Source organism: Amycolatopsis sp. WAC 01376 (genome assembly GCF_003947415.1).
Taxonomy (GTDB): domain Bacteria; phylum Actinomycetota; class Actinomycetes; order Mycobacteriales; family Pseudonocardiaceae; genus Amycolatopsis.
In genome coordinates this window covers 59887-79571 of record NZ_QHKL01000006.1, presented here as the reverse complement: position 1 = coordinate 79571, position 19685 = coordinate 59887, and the positions used below count along the sequence as shown (strand labels likewise).

Here is a 19685-nt window from a genome sequence, read left to right as displayed (position 1 = left end):
AGGACGGCTGAACGGGACCGTCAGCTCCCCTGTTCGGGCACAGCGGCAACGACGCCGACCGGGGCGAACGCCGGGCTCTCGTCGTCCGACAGGTAGACCTGCGCCGCCCCGACGTCGAAGTACATCCCGGTCAGATGCAGTTCGCCGCGTGCCTCCGCCTCGGCGATCAGCGGATAGTGGCGCAGGTGCTCCAGCTGCTGAAGCACGTTCTGGAGCGCCAGCCGATCGACGTGCCTCTCCGGGCGTTCGCCGTCGAGGGTCACCGGGACGTCGCGATGCGCGCTCGGCTCGGCGTGCCGCAGCCACGAAGCCAGCATCGGCGCGCCGTCGGGGGCGCCGGTGGACAGCGCCTGCATCGCGCCGCAGCCGGAATGCCCGCAGACCACGATCTCTCGCACCTTCAGCACGCCGACGGCGAACTCGACGGTGGCACCCATCGACGGGTCGGCCCGCCGGGCGGGCACCAGGTTGCCGATGTTGCGGACGGTGAACAGGTCACCGGGGCCGCTCGTGGTGATCATGTTCGGCACGATCCGCGCGTCGCCGCAGGTGATGAACAGGGTGTGCGGCGACTGGCCGCCCGCCAGCTTGCTGAGCGCTGGTTGCATGAGCGCGGCCGTGCGCCGCTGGAACTCGGTCGCCCCGCGCCGGGTGGGTCCGCCGCGCTGTCCTGGCACCTCGACGTCCTTGGCCTGCCAGTCGGACCACGGCGCGAGGAACCGCGGCACCGAACGCATCGCGGCCGTCCTGGTCAGCGTGGGATCGCCGGATTTGCCGTTGGCGAACCACGGATGCCCGACCTCGTCGACGGTCACCTGCCCGCCGGAGCGTTCGTGCGCCTGCTGCCAGTTCGAAAGGCTCTCGAAAGCGGCGTGGTCGAGGTAGTCGACGACCAGCTCCAGGGTCACCTTCGCGCCGTCGGGCACGGTCGCGAGCACCCGGCTGAGCCTCGGCACCGAGAGGAACGTCAGGACACCTTCGACGACGACGCGCCATTCGTCACCGTCGCGTTCGGCGTGGATCCCGGACCACACGGTGCGCCGCAGCATCAGCAACACCGAAAGCGCGATACCGAGCAGGACGCCGGTGAGCAGGTCGAAGACGACGACACCGGCGAGTGTCACCAGGTACAGCCCCAGATCACCGTGTTTGAGGACCTGCTTCATATGGCCGGGGTTGACCAGTTTCGCGCCGACGTGGACGAGCAGTCCCGCCAGCGCCGCGAGCGGGATGTTCTGGATCAGCCCGGCGAACGCGGCGACGAACACCAAAATCCAGACGCCGTGCAGGATCGCGGACACCCGGGTGCGGGCGCCGGCGGCGACGTTGGTGGAGCTTCGGACGATCACACCGGTGACCGGGAGCCCGCCCAACGCGCCGGAGGTCATGTTCGCGGCGCCCTGCCCGATCAGTTCTCGGTCGAGGTTCGACCGCGGTCCGGTGTGCATCTTGTCGACGGCGACGGCCGACAGCAGGCTTTCCACGCTGGCGATCAGCGCGATGGTGATGACCGCGACGGCGAACGCGCCCCAGCCCGCGTCCGGGAATTCGGGCGCGAAGCGGATGTTGAGCAGGTCACCCGGCAGGTTGACGCGGGGCAGGGTCATCCCGGTGGCGACGGACAGCACGGTCACCAGCGCGATCGCGGCGAGCGGGCCGGGCACCTTGCGGACGGACCGCGGAAGCCGCGGCCACAGCAGCAGGATGCCGATGGTGAGCACGCCGATCAACGCGGCGGTGTCGTGGTGGCCGACGATCTGCGCGGGCAGTTCGGCGATGTTCTTGAGCGCCGAACTCTGTGCCGTTCCGCCCAGTACGACATGGAGCTGGCCGAGGACGATCGTGACGCCGATACCGGCGAGCATGCCGTGGACGATGGCGGGCGAGATCGCGAGCGCCGCGCGGGCGATACGGCTCAGCCCGAGCAGGATCTGGAGCGCGCCCGCGACGACGGTGATCGCACAAGTGGTCGCCCAGCCGAAGGTCGCGATGGTTTCGGCCATGATCACCGTCAACCCGGCGGCCGGACCGCTGACCTGAAGCGGGGAGCCGCCGAGGGCTCCGGCGACCACACCTCCCACCACGGCGGCGATCAACCCCGCGACGATCGGCGCCCCCGACGCGAGAGCGATCCCGAGTGAGAGCGGGACGGCGACGAGGAACACCACCAGCGAGGCGGGCAGGTCGTGCCGGAGCACGGCGAGAGGTTTTTTGATGATCACCATCATGATCACCAGGTAACTGGTGAATTGTCCGATATGCACCACCCTATCGAGTGAATATCACCCTACTGTCAGGTGGCGTGGCCCACTTTCGGCTCAGTTTGTTGCCCGAAGATGTCCTCCGTGTTGCGAAAAGCCTTACGGGCTCCCGAATCCTGGGATGTATCGGTCGGCCGCCCGGTCAGCTCGGCCGGTCGTGAGTGGCGATTCGGGTGACCTGCGGCGCTTCCTGCGTGCTGCCTGAAGTACATGAAGGCCCCCTTCCTGTACCTAGGCGCAAGGATGGGGGCCTTCATATACTCGGGCTGGCGTGAAGGTCGAGTTTCCTCGGCTGAGCCGAGGGAAGGGGGCCTTCACGCGCGGGTCTGCCTTGGCTCGGGCCGAGCTCAGCCCGGCATGACGCGAGGGGCCCCTTCCTACCCTCAAGGTAGGCAAGGAGTCCTTCACGACCTGCGATCCCGACCCTCGAAGCCCGGTCCTGCCAGGCAAGGACGTTGCGAAAGCCACTTTCGCAACGTTGATGGTTGCGAAAGTGGCTTTCGCAACCATCCCCAACCCGTTACGCGCTCAGGACTTCACCGGCGTCGCGGCCGAGGTGAACGACCGCGGCACCTCGTCGAGCAGGGACACGTTCGCCTCGCCGACGTCGAAGTACATCCCCGTGAGCCGGAGTTCGCCACGCGCCAGCGCCGCGTCGACGACCGGATACGAGCGCAGGTTTTCCAGTTGCTGCACCACGTTGTGCAGGGCGAGCTGATCGCTTTCGTGCGCGGGACGGGCACCGTCGAGCAGCACCGGTCCCTCCCTTTCCCTGCGCCGCAAGGTTTCCTCGGCGTGGCGCAGCCAGCCCCTCAGTTGCGTGAGCCCGGCGGGCGCGTCCCCGAGCAGCGCCTTCATCGCACCGCAGCCGGAATGCCCGCACACCACCACTTCCCGCACCCGCAGCAACCCGACGGCGTACTCGATCGCCGCCCCCACGGAGAAATCCGCGTCGGCACCGGCGTGCGGGACGAGGTTTCCGATGTTCCGCACGGTGAACAGGTCTCCCGGACCGCTGGTGGTGATGAGGTTCGGCACGATCCGCGCGTCGCCGCAGGTGATGAACAAGGTATGCGGCCGCTGCCCGTTCGCCAGCCCGTCCCAGGTGCTCCGCAGCAGCGGAGCCGTCCGCCGCTGGAACTCCGAAGCACCACGGCACAACGGGACGCTGCCGCCGCGCTGGCTCGGCAGTTCGAGGTGTTCGGCCTGCCATTGCGACCACGGCGCGAGCCAGCGCGGCACCACCCGGGACGCGACGCCGCGGCGCACGGTCGGCACGCCCGCCTTGCCGCGTCCGAACCACGGATGCCCGATCTCGTCGACGACGACGGTGCCCCCGGCGCGTTCGTACGCACGCTGCCAGCCGCGCAGGCAGTCGAAAGCGGCGTGGTCGAGGTAGTCGACGAACAGTTCCAGCGTCACCTCTGAACGCCCGGGGACTGCGGCCAGAACGCTCGTGAGCCTTGGCACGGAAAGGAAAGTGAGCGCGCCTTCGATGACGACACGGGTCCGCGGGCCGTCCGGTTCGACGTGGATCCCGGAGAACAGCATCCGCCGCAGCATCAGCGCGAGCGCCACCACGATCCCCGCGGCGACGCCGGTGAGCAGGTTGACGGCGACCGCGCCGAGCAGGGTCGCGAGGTAGACCGGCAGGTCGCCGTGGCGGCGGACCTCACGCAGATTGGTGAGGTTGACCAGTTTGGCGCCGACGTAGACGAGGAGACCGGCGAGCGCGGCGAGCGGGATCAGCCGCAGCGCGCCTGCCAGGAACAGGCAGCAGCCGAGGATCCAGGCGCTGTGCAGGATCGCCGACATCCTGGTCCGGGCGCCCGCTTCGAAGTTGGTCATGGTGCGCACGACGACGCCGGTGACCGGGAATCCGCCGAGCGAACCGGCCGCGGCGTTCGCCAGGCCCTGTCCGATCAGTTCGCGGTTGAGGTCGGTGCGCGGGCCTTCGCGCAGTTTGTCGATGGCGACGGCGGAAAGCAGGCTCTCCAGGCTGGCGATGAGCGCGATGGAGAGGACGGCGGCGATGATCGCCGCGATGGACCCGGACGGCACCTCGGGGATGAAACCCAGCCCCGGCAAGCCGTTCGGGAGGTCGACGCGCGGCAGGTCCATCCCCGCCGCGACGGAAAGGCCGGTCGCGAGCGCGACGGCGGCGAGCGGACCGGGGACGCGGCGCACGGAAGCCGGCATCCTGGTCCACGCCAGCAGGACGCCGACGGTGACGACGCCGATCAGCGCGGCCTGGTCGTGGTGGCCGACGATCCGGCCCGGCAGCGCGAGGATGTTCGCGATCGTGGAGCCTTGCGCCGCTCCGCCGAGTACGACGTGCAGCTGGCCGAGGACGAGGATCAGCCCGATCCCGGCGAGCAGGCCGTGCACGATGGCGGGCGAGATCACCAGCGTGGCGCGGGCGACGCGGCAGACGCCGAAGACGATCTGGACCACGCCCGCCGCGGCGGTGATCGCGCAGGTGGCGGCCCAGCCGAAGGTCGAGATGGTCTCCGCGATGACGATGGTCAGCGCGGCGGAGGGACCGCTGACTTGCAGGGCGGAGGCGCCGAAGAGGCTCGCGACGACTCCGCCGACGACGGCGGAGATGAGTCCGGCGAGCAAGGGGGCTCCGGCGGCGTGTGCGACGCCGAGCGAGAGCGGGACCGCCACGAGGAAGACGACTACCGAAGCCGGGAGGTCGTGGCGAAGGTTCTTCAGGAGGGTCTTTGCGGGATTGCGGCGGCCCGGGGGCCCGGTGTCGTGCTCGTCACCAACGAAGTCGATCATGGGGGCAGGAAACCCGATCGGCGCCCAAAAGTCCGCTACGCAAAGGTTTCTCAGGTTTGCTTGTGCGCCGAGGAACTAGGACGAACCACGCTTTTGCGACAAACCACCTGAGATGGACCTCGATCGGACTCGCCCGTTCGCTTGACCAAGATCAACACGCGACCACGCTCTGTACCCAGCGTGGCCTCTCCGGTTTGCTGTGGCCGTAGTCACACTCTTTGTGCTGAATTTCGCCGTTTTTACGCTTTCCGTGCGGCCGAGACCATTGCGGAAGTGATCGCGGCGAGGTCGTCCGCCTCGGAGATGTAGGGCGGCATCGTGTAGATCAGGTTCCGGAACGGACGCAGCCAGACCCCGTTCTCCGTGAGGACCTCGGTCGCCACCGCCATGTCCACGGGATGGTCCAGTTCCACCACGCCGATGGCGCCGAGCACCCGCACGTCGGCGACCGAAGACAGCGCACGAGCCGGTTCGAGCCCGGCCTTCAGCGCGGCCTCGATCCGTGGGACGTCGGACTTCCAGCCGCCTTCGGCCAGGATCCCCAGCGACGCGTTGGCGACGGCCGAGGACAGCGGGTTCGCCATGAAAGTCGGGCCGTGCGCCAGCACCGGCAGTTCACCGCGCGAGATCCCGTCGGCGATCTCCGGCGTGCACAGCGCCGCCGCCATCGTGAGGTAACCACCGGTCAGCGCCTTGCCGAGGCACAGGACGTCCGGCGTGACACCGGCGTGTTCGGCGGCGAACATCGTGCCGGTGCGGCCGAAACCGGTGGCGATCTCATCGAAGATGAGCAGGACGTCGTTGGCCTCGGTGAGCTCGCGCAGCGCGCGCAGGTACGCGGGCGGGTGGAACCGCATGCCGCCAGCGCCCTGCACGACGGGCTCGACGATGATCGCGGCCAGTTCGCCCGCGTGCCGTTCGATCTCGGTCGCGAGCAGGTCGAGGTACGCCGGATCCGGCTCGTCGGCGAAACCACCCGGCGGCTTGGGCAGGAACAGCTGGTCCGGCAGGATCCCGCGCCACAGCGCGTGCATCCCGCCCTCGGGATCGCAGACGCTCATCGGCGTGAACGTGTCACCGTGGTAGCCGCCGCGCCAGGTCATCAGGCGCCGCTTTTCCTTGCGCCCCACCGACTGCCAGTACTGCAGGCACATCTTGACGGCGACCTCGACCGACACCGACCCCGAATCGCACAGGAACACGTGCCGCAGCCCGTCCGGGGCGAGGTCGACCAGCGTCTTCGCCAGCATGATGGCGGGTTCGTGGGTGAGCCCGCCGAACATCACGTGACTCATCCGGCCCGCCTGCTCGGCCAGCGCCGCGTCCAGCACCGGGTTCCGGTAGCCGTGGATCGCCGCCCACCACGAAGACATGCCGTCGATCAACTCGCGACCGTCGTCGAGGGTGAGCCGGACCCCGCTCGCCTCGCGCACGAGCAGGGAATCGATCGTGCTCGGCATCGGCCCGTACGGGTGCCAGACGTGTTCCGCGTCGAGCGCGAGGAGTTCGGCGGCGTCCATCCGGCGACCCTACGACACGTCCTCCTCAGCGCAGGCGCACAGGGAGGGTTTCCAGGCCGTGGACGAGGGAGCTTTCCCTCCACCGCAAGGTTTCCGGTTCGGCGCCCATGGCGAGGGCGGGGAACCTCTCCAGCAGCCCGCGCAGGGCGATCTCGGCTTCCAGGCGGGCCAGCGGGGCGCCGACGCAGTAGTGGATCCCGTGCCCGAACGCGAGATGCCCCGAGGCCGGCCGCGTGACGTCCAGCCGGTGCGGGTCCTCGAACCGCGCGGCGTCCCGGTTCGCGCCGAGCAGGGAGACGAGCACGAATTCGCCCGCCGGGATCTCGACGTCACCGACCGGCACGGGTTCCTTGGTGAACCGGATGGTCGCCAGGTGGATCGCGCCGTCGTAGCGCAGGAACTCCTCGACCGCGCCGGGCAGCAGGGCGGGATTCCCGCGGAGGGCGGCCAGCTGGTCCGGCTCCCGGAGCAGCGCCAGGACACTGTTCGCGATCAGGTTGACCGTCGTCTCGAACCCCGCCACCAGCAGCAGGAACGCCATGGCCAGCAATTCGTCCGCGGCGAGCGAATCGCCTTCGTCACTGGCGTGGATCAGGCCCGAAAGCAGGTCGCCGGCGGGCTCGGCGCGCTTTTCTTCGATGAGGTCGACGAGGTACGCGTGCATCTTCGCGGCCGCGGCTTGGAGCTCTTCGGGCGTCGACCAGGCGAGCATCGTGTTCGACCACGTCGCGAACGCCGGCTGGTCGCCCGCGTGGACGCCGAGCAGTTCGCAGATCACCCGGATCGGCAACGGGACGGCGAAGGACGGCAGGAGGTCGACGCGTTCGGCGTCGCCGATACCGTCCAGCAGTTCCGCGGTGATCTGCTCGATCCTCGGCCGCAGCCGGGAAACGGTGCGCGAGGTGAAGGCCTGGTTGACCAGTTTGCGCAGCCGCGTGTGGTCCGGCGGATCCGTGTTGAGCATGTGCGCGCCGAGCGCGCGTACGGCGCTGTCGGCCGCGGATTCGAAGCCGTCGCGTTCGAAGAGCCGCCGGATGGCCACCGGATCCTTGCCGACGCGGGAATCCGCGAGGATCGCGCGGGCTTCGGCGTATCCGGTGACGATCCAGACGTCGAGGCCACGCGGCATCCGGACCTTGCGGGCCGGGCCCTCTTCGCGCAGCAGCGCCGAGACCCGGTGTGGTTCCTGGACGAGATCCCAGGCCAGGTTCTTCGGTTCCCCCATCGGTACGCCTCCCCCGGCGCGCCGGTCAGCGTTCGGCCAGCGCGGCCACCACTCGCTCGGTCACTTCGGTCCAGTATGCCCGCTGTTCTTCGCGCTCGTCGGCGCCCGCGAGCCATTCCTGGTGGAAACGGAGCGTGGTCTTCTGCTCGGTGCCGCTCACCGTGATCTGCAGGGTCGAGTCGTGGTCCCAGTCCTTCGGCCGCCAGGTCAGGCGGAGCTTGTCGCCCTCGGAGCGACGGCGGATCTCGCCGGTCGTCCCGTTGGCCGTCTCGTACCCCGCGCCCGGCTCGTGGCCGAGTTCGGCACCGGGGCCGAGCCAGATGCCCACGCCTTCACGTCCGACCAGGAAGTCCCACACCTGCGTGCTGTTGTACGGCACCGTCTGGGAAACGCCTACCTGCCAACCACTTCCGGCTGTTTTGGCCGTTGCTTTTGCCACCGGGCCATCATCCCATCGGGTGTACCGTGCGACGGTCACCGGTCCGGGTGGAGGATCTCTTTCCGTGCGCTACCGTCCGATTTCTCCCGCTCTGCTGGTCTCGGAACTGACCGAACGCATCACGGCGATCACCGACCGCCGCCGGATCGCGGTCGCCGTCGACGGCGCGGCCGGTGCGACCAACACCACAGAACTCGCCGACGCCCTGGTCGATCCCCTGCGGATCGCCGGTCACGCGGCGTTGCGGATCTCGGCGAACGACTTCCTCCGTCCCGCCTCGCTGCGTTTCGAACGCGGCAAACAGGATCCGGACTCGCGCTACAGCGACTGGCTCGACCTCGGCGCCCTGCGCCGCGAGGTGCTCGACCCGCTCGCCGAGGACGGCAGCGGACTGGTCCTCCCGTCGCTGTGGGATCCGGTCCGCGATCGCGCCACCCGCGCCGAACGCGTCGAGCTGCCCGAAGGCGGCGTCGTCCTGCTGGACGGCGAGTTCCTCTTCGGCGCGGGGCTCGCTTTCGACCTGAGCGTGCACCTGTGGCTCTCGCCCGCCGCTCTCAAGCGGCGGGTGCCGGACGCATGGGCGCTCCCCGCCTACGAGCGCTACGAACGGGAAGTCGACCCGGCGGCGCTGTCCGACGTGGTGGTCCGCGTCGACGACCCGAAGCACCCGGCGCGCTACGAACCCTGACCGCTCAGCGCACGGCCGCGACGGGATCGCCGTCGAGCAGCCCGGAAAGCCTGCCCGCCATGGTGTCCCACCGCCAGTTCTCGCCGACCCATTCGCGACCGGCGGCCCCCATGCGCCGCGCCCGCACCGGATCCGCCAGCAACGCGGCCAGCGTCTCTCGCAGCTGCTGCTCGTCGCGGCCGTCGACGACGTGCCCGGTGACCTCGTCCAGCACCGTTTCCGGCGCGCCCCCGGAATTCCCGGCGACGACCGGCAGCCCGGACGCCGAAGCCTCCAGGTACACGATGCCAAGGCCCTCGACGTCGAGTCCCTTCCCGCGCGTCCGCGCCGGCATCGCGAAGACGTCACCGGCGTTGTAGTGCGCGGGCAACTCCTTCCACGGCACCGATCCGGTGATGACGACGCTGTCCTCGACCCCCATCGCCTCGACCAGCCCGGTGAGCGTCTTGCGGTACGGGCCACCGCCGACGAGCAGCAGCGCCACGTCCGGGATCCGTTTGCGGAGCTCGGGCAGGATCTTGATCAGCATGTCCTGGCCCTTGCGCGGCACCAGGCGCGAAACGCACACGATCGTCGGACGATCGCCGAGACCGTGCCGCTCGCGGATTTCCTTGCCCGCCGCCGGGTCCGGCCGGTAAAGCGCGGTGTCGACACCACACGGGAGCATCTCCAGCCCCGCCATCGGGCCGAAGGCGGCCGAAAACCGGGAGCGCGTGTACTTGCTGACGTAGGTGATCACGTCGACGGTGTCGCCGATCCGGCGCAACGCCTGCCGCGAACCCGGAAGCATCGACCAGCCGACCTCGTGGCCGTGCGTCGACGCCAGCACCCGGCGGGCGCCCGCGGCCCGCAGCGGCTGCCCGAGCAACGCCAGCGGCGCGGCCGCGCCGAACCAGACGGCCTCGCAGTCGCGGGCGCGCATGATCTCCTTGGCCCGCTTGAGAACGTCCGGTGTCGGCAGCATGAGCGACGTCGGATGGCGCACCACCTCGAAGGGGGCGGCGGCGTCGAACTCGCCGTGCGAACCGGTGCTCGATTCCCAGGAGGGCGCGTAGACGACGAGGTCGTCCGCGGGCAGGCGGGTGGCCAGCGAGTTCAGGTAGTTCTGGATGCCGCCTGGCCTGGGCGGGAAGTCGTTGGTCACCAGCAGGGTCCTCAGCACCTCTGCAGGCTACTTGGCCCTCCGCAGGCGAAAGGGGCGGCACCGCTCGCGCGGTACCGCCCCTTTTCGGGTGTTCGATCAAGCGGTCGGGCGACGGGCTCCGACGTAGTTGTTCTGCAGCGGCGACACCTTGACGACGTCACCGGTGGTCGGCGCGTGCACCATCATGCCGTTGCCGACGTACATGCCTACGTGCGAAACCGGCGAGTTGTAGAACACCAGGTCGCCCGGCTGGAGCTGCGACCTCTGCACCGGAGCGCCGAAGGTCGACTGCTGACGGCTCGACCGCGGCAGGGTGAGACCGGCCTGCTTGTACGCCCACAGCATCAGACCCGAGCAGTCGAACGACGAGGGGCCGACGTCGCCCCAGCCGTACGGGCTGCCGAGCTTGCTCTTGGCGGCCGACAGGGCCGCCGCCGCGGCGGGACCCGGAGCGGGCAGGTTGGGGAACGCGCCGCCCTTGTCCTTCTGGGCATTGCGGTCCGCGGTGCTCAGGTTGCCGCTGGCCCGCTGAATCTCCTTCAGCTGGTCGTTCAGCGTCTTCTGGCGCGCCTCGATGTCCGTGGTCAGCTTGGCGGCCGTGTCACGGGCGGCGGTCGCCGTGCTCTGGGCGTCAGCCGCCTGCTTCGCCGCGACAGCCGCCTGGGCGACGGCACCGCTCAGGTTGGTCAGGGCGGTGTTCTTGTTCGCGGCCAGGACCTCGAGCGCCGAGGAGCGCTCCAGGAAGTCCTGGGTCGACGCGCCCGACAGCAGCGACGACAGCTTGTTCAGCTGCACACCGCTGGTGAAGGAGGCACCGGCGAACTTGTTCACCTCGGCCTGGAACGTCTTCTCGTCACCGGCCGCCTTGACACCGAGGTCCTTGGCGGCGGCGGCGTCCGCCGTGGCCTTGTCGAGTTCTGCCTGCTTCGCGGCGAGATCGTCCTTCGCCTTGAGGAGGTCTTCGTTCGCCTTCTCCGCCTGTGCCGCGAGGTCGCGGTACTTGGCGAGAGCGTCCGAACCGGACGGGGGCTGTTGGAGGGCGGGGGCTGGGGCAGCAGTGGCAGCAGGCTGGGCGACCGTTACGGCGGTGATCACCGCGGCCGCGGCCAAAGCTCCTGACACCACGCGCTTGACTGGATGCGACTGCACGGTCGCGCGTGTCTCCTTTGCTGTCGGCCACCGACTCAGAACCCGGGACGAAGAGGTCGGGGGCCCTCTTCCGCGAAGCCGCGACGCCGACCGTGAGGCCCGCGCGGTTCCCCGCGTTCCCGCCGTGCGCCTGGCCGAGTGCTATCGCAACAGGTTTGGCGTACGGCTGGTTCTGGCGCAACTCCCCGACAAAGCTGCTTCAGTGGCGATCCCGTGTCGCCGTCTGGCGACGACTTCCGGCCACGAGATCTCGGACAGGTTACGAAACCACAGGCACCACGTCCACCATGGCAGGCGCAAAAACTCTCCGTGATGCGCCGAAACACCTTCGGACCAGCATGAGCGGAAAGGTGTGACAGGCGTTACATCCTGGGGCTGGTCACGACTACCTACCGTTCACCCGATCGGATCGACCACTCGTCGAATGCCCCGGTCGTGGCGTGTCTCAGGCGGATTTCCGGCGCTCCTGCCCCACGATTTCGACCATCCGGAGGCGCGGGATCATCCCGGCTTCCGCGAGCGCGTCGACCGCCCTCCGCTCGTCGACGTCCCATTCGAGCGCGGGCGGCGCACCGAGAAGGACGCTGACGACACAGTCATGACATGCGTCACCGCGGACCGCGCACCGGTCGCAATCGATGACGAAGGTCTCTATATCCGCTATATCGGCGATGGCCTTGCCGTCCATCTCGACTCCTCACTTTCAGTGGTGAGGTGCACATTAAGAGCGACCACCGACAGTTTCGGCCTCGTGAGCGGCAAGGACGGTCATCGAGAGGTAAGGCAAAGGTGTCGTGTCGAGCGACATGATCGCCGGGCGAGGAACGCTCACTAGTCCGTGAAGGCCTCCTTGAGGGACTCTGGGTCCCTCAAGGAGGCCTTCACGGACCGACCACCTGACACGAGACTGACTTTCAGCCCAACAGAGTCAAGGGTGGCTTAGGTACCTACTGCCGGTGTGCGGGTGGCGGTTTCGCGTGACTGACCGGACGGCACACGTGTTGGGCGGGACGACACGCGTGATTGGACGGACGACTCGTGGCGGAACACCCCGGTCGCGGTCATGTCGTCCGGTCAGTCACGTGACATCGCCGGTACTGGACCTCGCCCTACCGCACTTCAGACCCGGCTGAGCCGCGACACCAGTACCGCGGACGGCACCGGATGCGCGCCCTTGCGCCGCACCGAGTCCGCCACCGCGCGGTCCGTGCTCGCGACCACCATCGGCCGCCCCGGCGGCTCGGCCGCGACCAGGGAGCGGATGACGTCGTCCGCGAGGACGCCGCGTTCGGAGAACAGCACCCGCACCCCGCGCGGCACGGCTGCGGGCACGGAGAGCACACCGGCGCCGTCGAACACGACGGTGACCTCGGCCGAAGTCCGCGCGGCGAGCGCGGAAAGCTGGTGGATCAGCCGGTCGCGCTGATCGGAAAGCGCCAGTTCCGGGTAACCGGTCTTCGTGACGTTGTAGCCGTCGACGATCAGGTGCACGTTGGGCAGCGCGAGATGCCGGTCGAGCGCGGTGACGTCCTGGATCTTGCCGCCCGCCCCGAGGCCCGACGTCGCGCCGCGGACCATGTCCGCCGGGCGCTGGCCCCGCGCGCTCACCGAAAGCTCCCGGCGGAGCCCGCCGACGGCGCCTTCGATGGTGTCCAGCAGCAGCCCGAGCCTGACCTCGTCGGCCTGACGCGCCTCGCGGGCGGACTGACGGGCGATCTCGGCGTCGGTGACAGCCTTCTCCGCTCGCGTCCGCTCGGCCGCGACTCGCTGCCTCTCACGGTCCAGCTGGGCCTTCAGCGCCTTGATCTCCGCGGCGCTCTCGGCGCCGCCGCTCTCCACTTCGGCGCGAGCCTCGGCGACCGCGTCCTTGGCCTGACGCAGCTGGACGCCTTGCTCTCGCAAGCGCTTCAACAGTTTTTCGACCTCGGCCTCGCGTTCACCCCGCGCGCCACCGGCGATCTCCTTGGCCTCGCGCAACTCTTCGCGCAGCTGGGCCAGTTCGGTCTCGAGCCGCTGGTTGCGGGCCAGCGCGGCATCTCGTTCGGCGCGCAACGCCGTCTCCTCGGCGTTCTTCGCCACCAGCCGGACCCGTCCTGCCGCGCCGGCCTCGCCGAGGAGCACGGAGGCGGCCGCGGCGGCGACGGAATCGGGGGCGTTCGGGTCGAGAGCGTCCTTGCGGTGGTCGCGCAGCCATTCGGTGACCGCGACCCGGAACTGCGAAGACTCCCCCAGCGCGGCGAGCAACGCCGCCCCGCCGAGTTTCGCGCGTTTCGCCGGGGCGAACTTCGCGACCGGGCGGAGCTGCCTCGGCACGTCGGCGACCGGCAGTTTGCCGACGGCTGCGGCCGCCAGCTCGGCGATCCGCTCCCGCACGGTCTCCGGCAAGGACGTCCAGCCTTCGGCCGGTACCTCGTCGGACGGCTCATCCGCGCCCGCCGACGCCACGACACCCGAGGGACCACCGGTGGCGTCCTCGGGTGATTCGGGCTCTGCGGGCTGCGGTTGCATCGCTCCAGCGTAGGCCCCATGGCCTCGGGGCGCGCTGGATGGGACGGCGTGCGCCGTTCCCGGGATTGTCGGTGCCCACCCCTACTGTGCCCGACCATGGACACCGGACGGCGGCCCGGCGCGGCGCAACTCGCCTTCGACGAGCTCGGAACCCCTTTGCGCGACACCACTTTCGTCGTATTCGATCTGGAGACCACCGGGACGAAACCCGGTCCGGACGGGATCACCGAGATCGGCGCCGTCAAGGTCCACGCGGGCGAGATCGTCGGCGAGTTCGCCACCTTCGTCAATCCGGGGATGCCGATCCCGCCGCAGATCGTCGAGCTCACCGGCATCACGAGCGCGATGGTCTACGACGCTCCCCGCATCGAGCGAGTGCTGCCCGCGTTCCTCGAGTTCATCTCCGGTGCCGTGCTGGTGGCGCACAACGCGCCCTTCGACACCGGTTTCATGCGCGCGGCCTGCGAGGGCCACGGCTACCGCTGGCCCAAGACGGCCGTCGTGTGCACCGTCCGGCTCGCCCGCCGGGTCATCTCCCGCGACGAGACCCCCAGCTACCGGCTTTCCGCGCTGGCCGCGTTGTTCGGGGCGCGCACGACACCGAACCACCGTGCGCTCGCGGACGCGCGCGCCACCGTCGACGTGCTGCACGCACTGCTCGAACGCGTGGGCAACCTCGGCGTCCACACCCTCGAGGAGCTGCTGGACTACCTGCCCGAGGTGACGGCGGCCCAGCGCCGCAAACGGTCGCTGGCCGAGCACCTGCCGTCGAGGCCCGGTGTCTACCTGTTCCGCGGCCCGAGCGACGAGGTCCTCTACGTCGGGACGTCGTCCGACCTGCGCCGCCGGGTCCGGCAGTACTTCACCGGATCGGAGAGCCGAGGACGGATCCGGGAGATGGTCGCGCTGGCCGAGCGGGTCGACGCGGTCGAATGCGCGCACGCGCTGGAAGCCGCGGTCCGGGAACTCCGGCTGATCGCCGCCCACCGGCCCATGTACAACCGCCGTTCCAAGAACCCACGGCACGCCTGGTGGGTCGCGCTGACCGAGGAGGCGTTCCCCCGCCTCTCGGTGGTCCGCATGCCGCGAGACGGGATGCTGGGGCCCTTTCGCACCCAGACCGACGCCCGCTCGGCCGCGGACACCCTCGCCGGCGCCTCGGGGCTGCGGACGTGCACCCAGCGGATCTCGGCAACCGCGCCGAACGGAACGCCCTGTGTCCTAGCCGAACTCGGGCGCTGCGGAGCACCGTGCGCCGGGCAGCAGACGATCGAGGCGTACCGGCCGAGTGTGCTGGCGGTGTCCGGGCTCATCGCCGGGACGGACGGACGTCCGCTGCGAGCCGCCGCCGAGCAACTCGCCCGGCTCTCCGAGGCGGAGCACTACGAACAGGCCGCCCAGCATCGCGACCAGCTGGCCGGGCTGATCCGCGCGGTCGGCCGGGCGCACCGTCAGTCGGCGCTGGCCGGAATCCCGGAACTGATCGCCGCCGGGCCGGACGGGAAAGGCGGCTGGGAACTGGCCGTGATCCGGTACGGCAGGCTCGCGTCGGCGGGTGTCGCACGACGCGGGGTACCGCCGATGCCGGTGGTCGAGATGCTCGTGGCCTCCGCGGAGACGGTCATCCCCGGCCCCGGTCCGCTCTTCGGCGCGATCCCGGAGGAGATCCAGATCCTCCTGCGCTGGCTGACCCGCCCGGGTGTCCGGCTCGTGCGCACGACGCAGCCCTGGGCGGAGCCCGCCGCCGTGGCGGGCGGCTGGCAGGAATGGCTCGACCTGGCGTCGAGCGCGACGGCACTCGAACGCGTGGCGGGCTAGGATTTCGGCACCGGATTCATTGACGTAGGAGGCGCTGTAGTGATCACCGCGATCGTGCTGATCCAGGTCGAGGCCGATGCCATCCCCGAGGCGGCACAGGCGATCGCGGACATCGAGGGGGTCCGCGAGGTCTACTCCTGCGCGGGCGACGTCGATCTGATCGCCTCGGTCCGCGTCGCCGCGCATGAGGACCTCGCGGATCTGATCCCGGCGAAAATCGGCAAGGTGCCCGGCGTGCTGAGCACGGTCACGCACATCGCGTTCCGCTCGTACTCGAAGGCCGACAGCGAGTCGGCGTTCGACATCGGCGTCGAAGGCGCCTGAACCTCTTTTCCCTGACGCGCGTGCAATGAACGGTCCTTTCCTTGCAAAATTTGCAAGGAAAGGACCGTTCATTGCATCCGGAGGCGCCCTCCGAACCCCTAAGCCCTGAAGCCCGTGAAGGCCCCCTTCCCTCGGCTGAACCGAGGGAAGGGGGCCTTCACGCGTTGTCTATCGGGCTAGTGCCCGGAGGTGATCTCCTTGCGCTCCTCCGAAGGCTCGCCACCGATGTCGTCGACCTTGCCGTTGCCGTGCCCGTTGGACCGGGCGCGCTCCAGCGCGATCGTCTCCTCGACCGGGTCCGGGGACCAGGTCGAACCGGCGACGGCGTGCCCCGCCGAGCCGAGCTTGTTCATCTTCTTCGGCACCGACGCGCCCTGGTACTCGAGCGGGATCGCGTGGCCGTGGTCGTCCACCGGGCCGAGCGGCTGGTGGATCTCGATGAACTCACCGTGCGGCAGGCGCTTGATGATGCCGGTTTCGACACCGTGCTCGAGCACCTCGCGGTCGGCCCGCTGGAGGCCGAGGCAGATCCGGTAGGTGATGTAGTACGCGATCGGCGGCAGCAGCAGGACACCGATCCGGCCCGCCCATGTCGTCGCGTTCAGCGAGATGTCGAAGGCGAACGCGATGATGTCGTTGAAGCCCGACAGCATGATGACCGCGAAGAACGTCAGGGCCATGATGCCCAGCGAGGTCCGCACCGGGACGTCGCGCGGACGCTGCAGCAGGTTGTGGTGCGCGGTGTCCTTGGACAGCTTTCGCTCGATCCAGGGATACATCACCAGCAGGCCGATCAGCAGTGGCATGCCGACCGCGCCGGGGAAGAACACCGCCGGGACCGTGTAGTTCCCGAGGTAGAGCTCCCACGCGGGCCAGATCCGCAGCATGCCGTCGGCCCAGGCCATGTACCAGTCCGGCTGCGAACCCGCCGAGACCTGCGCCGCGTTGTACGGGCCGATGTTCCAGATCGGGTTGATCTGGAAAAGGCCCGACATCAGCGCGATGACACCGGTGACCAGCGCGAAGAACGCACCGCCCTTGAGCGCGAAGACCGGCATGATGCGGACGCCGACGACGTTGGTCTCCTTGCGGCGCACGCCGGGGAACTGCGTGTGCTTCTGGTACCAGACCAGCGCAAGGTGCGCGGCCACCAGGCCGAGCATGATGCCCGGCAGCAGCAGGATGTGGATCGTGTACAGGCGCGGGATGATCTCGTTGCCGGGGAACTCCCCGCCGAACAGCGCCCAGTGGATCCAGGTGCCCATGACCGGCACGGAGAGCACGATGCCCGACAGGGTCGCGCGGATACCGGTACCGGAGAGCAGGTCGTCCGGGAGCGAGTAGCCGAAGAAGCCTTCGAACATGCCCAGGACCAGCAGCAGCGCACCGATGACCCAGTTCGCTTCACGCGGGCGACGGAACGCGCCGGTGAAGAAGATCCGGAACATGTGCACCATCATCGAAGCCACGAAGATCAGCGCGGCCCAGTGGTGCAGCTGGCGGACGAACAGACCGCCGCGGACGTCGAACGAGATGTCCAGCGTGGTCGCGAAGGCCCGCGACATCTCGACGCCCTGCAGGCCGGTGTAGCTGCCGTTGTAGACGACCTCCTCCATGGAGGGGTCGAAGAACAGCGTGAGATAGACACCCGACAGCAACAGGATGATGAAGCTGTAGAGCGCGATCTCGCCGAGCAGGAACGACCAGTGCGTCGGGAACACCTTGTTGAGCTGGTGCCGCATGCCCTTGGCCAGGTGATACCGGTCGTCGGCCCACTTCGCACCAGCGCCCGCGGCCTTCTCGACCGGGTTCGTCCCCTTCGTCGGGGTGGTGAGTGAACTCATGACTTACGCTCCCAAAAGGCCGGTCCGACGGCCTCGTTGAAGTCTCCGCGCGCGATCAGGTAGCCCTCAGAGTCCACTGTAATCGGAAGCTGGGCCAAAGGCCGGGTCGCCGGCCCGAAAATCGGCTTGGCGTAGTGGAGCGCGTCGAACTGGGACTGGTGGCAGGGGCAGAGGATGCGGTTGGTCCGCTGCTCGTACAGGGAGGTCGGGCAGCCCACGTGGCTGCAGATCTTCGTGTACGCGTAGTAGTCGCCGAAGTTGTAGTCCTCCTGGCCCTGACGCTTGACGACCTTGGCGGCGTCGGTCGGGCGAAGGCGGATCAGCATGACCGGGTTGTCGACGCGTTTGAAGGCGGCCGACAGGGCGTGCTCGTCGTGCTCTTCGGACTTGCGGTACGGGAACACCGTCTCCATCGCGCCCGCGTCGAGGTCCTCGGCCTTCACCAGGGAGATCTCGTGCGGACGGCCGGTGTTGCGGCGCAGGTAGACGACCTCGTCCGGGAAGTTCTTCTTCCAGCCCGAGTGCCACAGGGAGTCGCGGTTCTCGGTGTCCTTCCACGGGTCCTTGATGAAGGACGCGACCGGCAGCACCGCGACGGCGAGGCCGAGCACACCGGCACCGGCACCGGCGGACCGCTTGATCATCGAACGGCGCGCGATGGTGCTGCGGCTGCCCGAGTCGGCCAGCTGGGCGAGGATCGTGGCCTTGTCGACCTCTTTCGACCCGCCGTCCCCGCGCTGCTGGATCGAGACCTCGGCCGGGATGAACTTCTTGGTGTAGAGGATGGCGCCGACGCCGATGGCGAGCACGGCGACGCCGAGCGTGACACCGAGCAGCGGCGTGTACAGCGTGTACATGGTGTAGCCGGTCTTGCCCGGCTCCTTGTACTCGAACCAGTGCGGCCACGCGAGGAGGACCACGAACGCGAGGCCGGACAGTGCGGCCAGCACGAACCAGAGGGCGACAGCGCGCTCGGCGCGCTTCTCCGCCTTCGTCCCCTCGACCGGCCAGGGCGTCGGGTATTCGATGATCTCGACCCCGTCGAGCGCGGTACCCAGCTTGACCAGCTGGTCGCGATCCATGTCCGCCAATTCCGCCTCTGTCGGCGGCTTCGGCCCTTCGGCGCTCATGCCTTCGATCCAATCCACAACGTCACGCCGATCAGCGCGGCGATCCCGACGATCCACGCGATCGCGCCCTCCGAGGCCGGGCCAAGACCGCCGAGCGAGCTACCGCCAGGGGAGTTCTTCCCGTCACTAACGGATTTCACGAACGCGATGATGTCCTTCTTCTCCTCCGGCGAGAGCTGCCGGTCGGAGAACTTGGGCATGTTCTGCGGCCCGGTGAGCATCGCGGTGTAGATCTGCTCTTCCGTGGCCGGGTCCAGGTTCGGGGCGAACTTGCCCGAGGAGAGCGCGCCGCCGCGGCCGGTGAAGCCGTGGCAGGAGGCGCAGTTGAGGCGGAAGAGTTCGCTGCCGCGCGCGACGTCCTCGCCGCGCAGCGCGTCACCCTTCTCGGTGGGGCGCTGCGCGCCACCGCCGTTGGCCTGGATGTAGGCGCCCAGTGCGTTGATCTCGGCCTCGGACAGCTTCGGCGGCTTCCGCTGCGCCTGGGCTTCCTGGCGGACCGCCGGCATACGGCCGGTGGAGGTCTGGAAGTACACGGCCGCGTCGCCGATGCCGATGAGGCTCGGGCCACGGTCGGTGACACCCTCGAGCTTCGGCCCGTGACATTCGATACACGTGTTGTTGTAGAGCTTCTCGCCCTCGCGCAGGAGGGCGGATTCACCCTGCGCCTGCGCGGTCTGCGGCTCCGGGGCGAAAACGGCGTACAACCCGCCCACGCTCAGCAGCGCGATCCCGAGCGCCAGCGCGCCGGCGAACCGCCTGCGTGCCTTCGACCGCTTGCGGAAGCGGCGCTCCGTGTTGTCCTTGCTGGAGGTCATCTTGCGGCAACCCTTGCTGTCAGTTCAGGCCGA

15 protein-coding genes are annotated in these 19685 nt (G+C 69.1%); 3 read left to right on the top strand and 12 right to left on the bottom strand.

Annotation, left to right across the window (positions count from 1 at the left end; translation table 11 throughout):
* Positions 1-20: 20 nt before the first annotated feature.
* The 5 genes from DMH03_RS27230 to DMH03_RS27210 all read right to left on the bottom strand — a co-directional run bounded on the left by DMH03_RS27230 (position 21) and on the right by DMH03_RS27210 (position 8172).
* Positions 21-2225, bottom strand: coding sequence for a bifunctional SulP family inorganic anion transporter/carbonic anhydrase (locus tag DMH03_RS27230; RefSeq protein WP_125795420.1), 2205 nt, complete (start codon positions 2223-2225; stop codon positions 21-23).
* 564 nt (positions 2226-2789) lie between these two features.
* Positions 2790-5048 (bottom strand): bifunctional SulP family inorganic anion transporter/carbonic anhydrase, encoded by a 2259-nt coding sequence (locus tag DMH03_RS27225; protein WP_125794864.1) that lies wholly within the window; start codon positions 5046-5048, stop codon positions 2790-2792.
* A 239-nt stretch (positions 5049-5287) separates the two neighbouring features.
* A complete protein-coding gene (locus tag DMH03_RS27220) occupies positions 5288-6568 on the bottom strand; it encodes an adenosylmethionine--8-amino-7-oxononanoate transaminase (RefSeq protein ID WP_125794863.1) in 1281 nt (426 codons plus the stop codon).
* A 25-nt stretch (positions 6569-6593) separates the two neighbouring features.
* Positions 6594-7793, bottom strand: a complete 1200-nt coding sequence (locus DMH03_RS27215; protein ID WP_125794862.1) for a cytochrome P450 — start codon at positions 7791-7793, stop codon at positions 6594-6596.
* Between the two features lie 25 nt (positions 7794-7818).
* Positions 7819-8172 (bottom strand): SRPBCC domain-containing protein, encoded by a 354-nt coding sequence (locus DMH03_RS27210; protein WP_125795419.1) that lies wholly within the window; start codon positions 8170-8172, stop codon positions 7819-7821.
* A gap of 124 nt (positions 8173-8296) precedes the next feature.
* On the opposite strand from DMH03_RS27210, the gene DMH03_RS27205 reads away from it, so the two are divergent.
* The gene (locus tag DMH03_RS27205; protein WP_125794861.1) at positions 8297-8920 is read left to right on the top strand and encodes a uridine kinase; all 624 of its coding nucleotides are present in this window, start codon (positions 8297-8299) and stop codon (positions 8918-8920) included.
* Positions 8921-8924: 4 nt separating this feature from the next.
* Here DMH03_RS27205 and DMH03_RS27200 read toward each other — a convergent pair whose 3' ends face one another.
* The 4 genes from DMH03_RS27200 to DMH03_RS27185 form a co-directional block, all read right to left on the bottom strand.
* Positions 8925-10082: a glycosyltransferase family 4 protein gene (locus tag DMH03_RS27200; protein ID WP_199746802.1), complete on the bottom strand. Its 1158-nt coding sequence runs from the start codon at positions 10080-10082 to the stop codon at positions 8925-8927.
* A 78-nt stretch (positions 10083-10160) separates the two neighbouring features.
* Complete coding sequence (locus DMH03_RS27195; RefSeq protein ID WP_199749041.1) at positions 10161-11213, bottom strand: NlpC/P60 family protein; 1053 nt, start codon at positions 11211-11213, stop codon at positions 10161-10163.
* Positions 11214-11658: 445 nt separating this feature from the next.
* Positions 11659-11901 carry a hypothetical protein gene (locus DMH03_RS27190; RefSeq protein WP_125794860.1) on the bottom strand — a complete coding sequence of 81 codons (243 nt, stop codon included), beginning with the start codon at positions 11899-11901 and terminating at the stop codon, positions 11659-11661.
* 431 nt (positions 11902-12332) lie between these two features.
* Positions 12333-13721 carry an NYN domain-containing protein gene (locus tag DMH03_RS27185; protein WP_125794859.1) on the bottom strand — a complete coding sequence of 463 codons (1389 nt, stop codon included), beginning with the start codon at positions 13719-13721 and terminating at the stop codon, positions 12333-12335.
* Positions 13722-13817: 96 nt separating this feature from the next.
* Here DMH03_RS27185 and DMH03_RS27180 point away from each other — a divergent pair, with 96 nt between their 5' ends.
* Entirely contained in the window at positions 13818-15539 is a 1722-nt protein-coding gene (locus DMH03_RS27180) for a DEDD exonuclease domain-containing protein (protein ID WP_125794858.1), read from the top strand.
* A gap of 39 nt (positions 15540-15578) precedes the next feature.
* On the top strand, positions 15579-15863 hold the full coding sequence (locus DMH03_RS27175; protein WP_005154220.1) for an Lrp/AsnC family transcriptional regulator: 285 nt from the start codon (positions 15579-15581) through the stop codon (positions 15861-15863).
* A gap of 176 nt (positions 15864-16039) precedes the next feature.
* Here the strand turns inward: DMH03_RS27175 and DMH03_RS27170 are convergent, their stop codons facing one another.
* Genes DMH03_RS27170 through DMH03_RS27160 form a run of 3 tightly spaced genes read right to left on the bottom strand, consistent with a single transcriptional unit; the run spans position 16040 to position 19652 of the window.
* Positions 16040-17707 (bottom strand): cytochrome bc complex cytochrome b subunit, encoded by a 1668-nt coding sequence (locus tag DMH03_RS27170; protein ID WP_125794857.1) that lies wholly within the window; start codon positions 17705-17707, stop codon positions 16040-16042.
* Positions 17704-18837, bottom strand: coding sequence for a ubiquinol-cytochrome c reductase iron-sulfur subunit (locus DMH03_RS27165; RefSeq protein ID WP_125794856.1), 1134 nt, complete (start codon positions 18835-18837; stop codon positions 17704-17706). Before DMH03_RS27165 ends, DMH03_RS27170 begins: the two co-directional genes overlap by 4 nt.
* Complete coding sequence (locus tag DMH03_RS27160) at positions 18834-19652, bottom strand: c-type cytochrome (protein ID WP_125794855.1); 819 nt, start codon at positions 19650-19652, stop codon at positions 18834-18836. The genes DMH03_RS27165 and DMH03_RS27160 overlap by 4 nt, the downstream gene beginning before the upstream one ends.
* Positions 19653-19685: the final 33 nt, after the last annotated feature.